We start from the raw sequence: 4,671 nt of genomic DNA on the forward strand, positions 1-4,671 counted from the left end.
TATCTCACAGGGGGCAACCCCCAACTACTTCCGGCGTTCTAGGGCTTAACTTCTGTGTTCGGCATGGGTACAGGTGTATCTCCTAGGCTATCGTCACTTAACTCTGAGTAATACCTACTCAAAATTGAATATCTATTCAAACCAAGAAAACCGTTCGCTTTCGTATTCTCAGTTACTTTGGATAAGTCCTCGAGCTATTAGTATTAGTCCGCTACATGTGTCGCCACACTTCCACTTCTAACCTATCTACCTGATCATCTCTCAGGGCTCTTACTGATATAAAATCATGGGAAATCTCATCTTGAGGTGGGTTTCACACTTAGATGCTTTCAGCGTTTATCCCTTCCCTACATAGCTACCCAGCGATGCCTTTGGCAAGACAACTGGTACACCAGCGGTAAGTCCACTCTGGTCCTCTCGTACTAGGAGCAGATCCTCTCAAATTTCCTACGCCCGCGACGGATAGGGACCGAACTGTCTCACGACGTTCTGAACCCAGCTCGCGTGCCGCTTTAATGGGCGAACAGCCCAACCCTTGGGACCGACTACAGCCCCAGGATGCGACGAGCCGACATCGAGGTGCCAAACCTCCCCGTCGATGTGAACTCTTGGGGGAGATAAGCCTGTTATCCCCAGGGTAGCTTTTATCCGTTGAGCGATGGCCCTTCCATACGGAACCACCGGATCACTAAGCCCGACTTTCGTCCCTGCTCGAGTTGTAGCTCTCGCAGTCAAGCTCCCTTATACCTTTACACTCTGCGAATGATTTCCAACCATTCTGAGGGAACCTTTGGGCGCCTCCGTTACCTTTTAGGAGGCGACCGCCCCAGTCAAACTGCCCGTCAGACACTGTCTCCGATAGGGATCACCTATCTGGGTTAGAGTGGCCATAACACAAGGGTAGTATCCCAACAGCGTCTCCTTCGAAACTGGCGTCCCGATCTCGTAGACTCCTACCTATCCTGTACATGTGGTACAGACACTCAATATCAAACTGCAGTAAAGCTCCATGGGGTCTTTCCGTCCTGTCGCGGGTAACCTGCATCTTCACAGGTACTAAAATTTCACCGAGTCTCTCGTTGAGACAGTGCCCAAATCATTACGCCTTTCGTGCGGGTCGGAACTTACCCGACAAGGAATTTCGCTACCTTAGGACCGTTATAGTTACGGCCGCCGTTTACTGGGGCTTCAATTCATACCTTCGCTTACGCTAAGCACTCCTCTTAACCTTCCAGCACCGGGCAGGCGTCACCCCCTATACATCATCTTACGATTTAGCAGAGAGCTGTGTTTTTGATAAACAGTTGCTTGGGCCTATTCACTGCGGCTGACTTTAAGTCAGCACCCCTTCTCCCGAAGTTACGGGGTCATTTTGCCGAGTTCCTTAACGAGAGTTCTCTCGCTCACCTGAGGCTACTCGCCTCGACTACCTGTGTCGGTTTGCGGTACGGGTAGAGTATGTTTAAACGCTAGAAGCTTTTCTTGGCAGTGTGACGTCACTAACTTCGCTACTAAACTTCGCTCCCCATCACAGCTCAATGTTATAGAATTAAGCATTTAACTCAATTCACACCTCACTGCTTAGACAGACTCTTCCAATCGTCTGCTTTAGTTAGCCTACTGCGTCCCTCCATCACTACATACTCTAGTACAGGAATATCAACCTGTTGTCCATCGGATACACCTTTCGGTCTCTCCTTAGGTCCCGACTAACCCAGGGCGGACGAGCCTTCCCCTGGAAACCTTAGTCTTACGGTGGACAGGATTCTCACCTGTCTTTCGCTACTCATACCGGCATTCTCACTTCTATGCGTTCCAGCACTCCTCACGGTATACCTTCATCACACATAGAACGCTCTCCTACCATACCTATAAAGGTATCCACAGCTTCGGTAAATTGTTTTAGCCCCGGTACATTTTCGGCGCAGGGTCACTCGACTAGTGAGCTATTACGCACTCTTTGAATGAATAGCTGCTTCTAAGCTAACATCCTAGTTGTCTGTGCAACCCCACATCCTTTTCCACTTAACAATTATTTTGGGACCTTAGCTGGTGGTCTGGGCTGTTTCCCTTTCGACTACGGATCTTAGCACTCGCAGTCTGACTGCCGACCATAATTCTTTGGCATTCGGAGTTTATCTGAGATTGGTAATCCGGGATGGACCCCTCACCCAAACAGTGCTCTACCTCCAAGAATCTCTAATGTCGACGCTAGCCCTAAAGCTATTTCGGAGAGAACCAGCTATCTCCAAGTTCGTTTGGAATTTCTCCGCTACCCACAAGTCATCCAAGCACTTTTCAACGTGCCCTGGTTCGGTCCTCCAGTGCGTCTTACCGCACCTTCAACCTGCTCATGGGTAGGTCACATGGTTTCGGGTCTACGTCATGATACTAAGGCGCCCTATTCAGACTCGGTTTCCCTACGGCTCCGTCTCTTCAACTTAACCTCGCATCATAACGTAACTCGCCGGTTCATTCTACAAAAGGCACGCTCTCACCCATTAACGGGCTCGAACTTGTTGTAGGCACACGGTTTCAGGTTCTATTTCACTCCCCTCCCGGGGTGCTTTTCACCTTTCCCTCACGGTACTGGTTCACTATCGGTCACTAGGGAGTATTTAGGGTTGGGAGATGGTCCTCCCAGATTCCGACGGGATTTCACGTGTCCCGCCGTACTCAGGATACTGCTAGGTACAAAGACTATTTTAAATACGAGGCTATTACTCTCTTTGGCTGATCTTCCCAAATCATTCTTCTATAATCTTTGAGTCCACATTGCAGTCCTACAACCCCGAAGAGTAAACTCTTCGGTTTGCCCTCCTGCCGTTTCGCTCGCCGCTACTAAGGCAATCGCTTTTGCTTTCTCTTCCTGCAGCTACTTAGATGTTTCAGTTCACTGCGTCTTCCTCCTCACATCCTTAACAGATGTGGGTAACAGGTAGTACCTGTTGGGTTCCCCCATTCGGAAATCCCTGGATCATCGCTCACTTACAGCTACCCAAGGCATATCGTCGTTTGTCACGTCCTTCTTCGGCTCCTAGTGCCAAGGCATCCACCGTGCGCCCTTATTAACTTAACCTTATTTTCTGACCTTTCAGTCATAAACTCTTATTAATACTACAGCGTTTTCGGTTTATTTTCTTGTTACTATTTGATATAGATATTCAATTTTCAATGTGCATTACTTGGCGATCTCTCACCAATGGAGCCTAGCGGGATCGAACCGCTGACCTCCTGCGTGCAAAGCAGGCGCTCTCCCAGCTGAGCTAAGGCCCCACAAGACCTCTCAAGACTAAACAAGACCAATGCGCAGTTCCTTTTCCTTAGAAAGGAGGTGATCCAGCCGCACCTTCCGATACGGCTACCTTGTTACGACTTCACCCCAATCATCTATCCCACCTTAGGCGGCTGGCTCCTTACGGTTACCTCACCGACTTCGGGTGTTACAAACTCTCGTGGTGTGACGGGCGGTGTGTACAAGGCCCGGGAACGTATTCACCGCGGCGTGCTGATCCGCGATTACTAGCGATTCCGACTTCATGTAGGCGAGTTGCAGCCTACAATCCGAACTGAGACTGGCTTTAAGAGATTAGCTTGCCGTCACCGGCTTGCGACTCGTTGTACCAGCCATTGTAGCACGTGTGTAGCCCAGGTCATAAGGGGCATGATGATTTGACGTCATCCCCACCTTCCTCCGGTTTATTACCGGCAGTCTCGCTAGAGTGCCCAACTGAATGATGGCAACTAACAATAGGGGTTGCGCTCGTTGCGGGACTTAACCCAACATCTCACGACACGAGCTGACGACAACCATGCACCACCTGTCACCTCTGTCCCGAAGGAAAGCTCTATCTCTAGAGCGGTCAGAGGGATGTCAAGACCTGGTAAGGTTCTTCGCGTTGCTTCGAATTAAACCACATGCTCCACCGCTTGTGCGGGCCCCCGTCAATTCCTTTGAGTTTCAACCTTGCGGTCGTACTCCCCAGGCGGAGTGCTTAATGCGTTAGCTACGGCACTAAACCCCGGAAAGGGTCTAACACCTAGCACTCATCGTTTACGGCGTGGACTACCAGGGTATCTAATCCTGTTTGCTCCCCACGCTTTCGAGCCTCAGCGTCAGTTACAAGCCAGAGAGCCGCTTTCGCCACCGGTGTTCCTCCATATATCTACGCATTTCACCGCTACACATGGAATTCCACTCTCCCCTCTTGCACTCAAGTTAAACAGTTTCCAAAGCCTACTATGGTTAAGCCACAGCCTTTAACTTCAGACTTATCTAACCGCCTGCGCTCGCTTTACGCCCAATAAATCCGGACAACGCTCGGGACCTACGTATTACCGCGGCTGCTGGCACGTAGTTAGCCGTCCCTTTCTGGTAAGATACCGTCACAGTGTGAACTTTCCACTCTCACACTCGTTCTTCTCTTACAACAGAGCTTTACGATCCGAAAACCTTCTTCACTCACGCGGCGTTGCTCGGTCAGACTTCCGTCCATTGCCGAAGATTCCCTACTGCTGCCTCCCGTAGGAGTCTGGGCCGTGTCTCAGTCCCAGTGTGGCCGATCACCCTCTCAGGTCGGCTATGTATCGTCGCCTTGGTGAGCCGTTACCCCACCAACTAGCTAATACAACGCAGGTCCATCTGGTAGTGATGCAATTGCACCTTTTAAG

The 4,671-nt window shown here is 50.4% G+C and carries 1 tRNA gene and 3 rRNA genes; all 4 read right to left on the bottom strand.

The features are described from left to right. Positions 1 to 101: ribosomal RNA gene (rrf, locus tag HT693_RS08130) — 5S ribosomal RNA — on the bottom strand; the annotation flags it as partial. A 76-nt stretch (positions 102 to 177) separates the two neighbouring features. After that, positions 178 to 3,079 (bottom strand): 23S ribosomal RNA (locus tag HT693_RS08135). Between the two features lie 124 nt (positions 3,080 to 3,203). Next, positions 3,204 to 3,276, bottom strand: a tRNA-Ala gene (locus HT693_RS08140). Positions 3,277 to 3,327: 51 nt separating this feature from the next. Continuing rightward, positions 3,328 to 4,671, bottom strand: a 16S ribosomal RNA gene (locus HT693_RS08145); the annotation flags it as partial.

This window comes from Streptococcus sp. 2154 (genome assembly GCF_013277255.1).
Lineage (GTDB): Bacteria > Bacillota > Bacilli > Lactobacillales > Streptococcaceae > Streptococcus > Streptococcus pseudopneumoniae.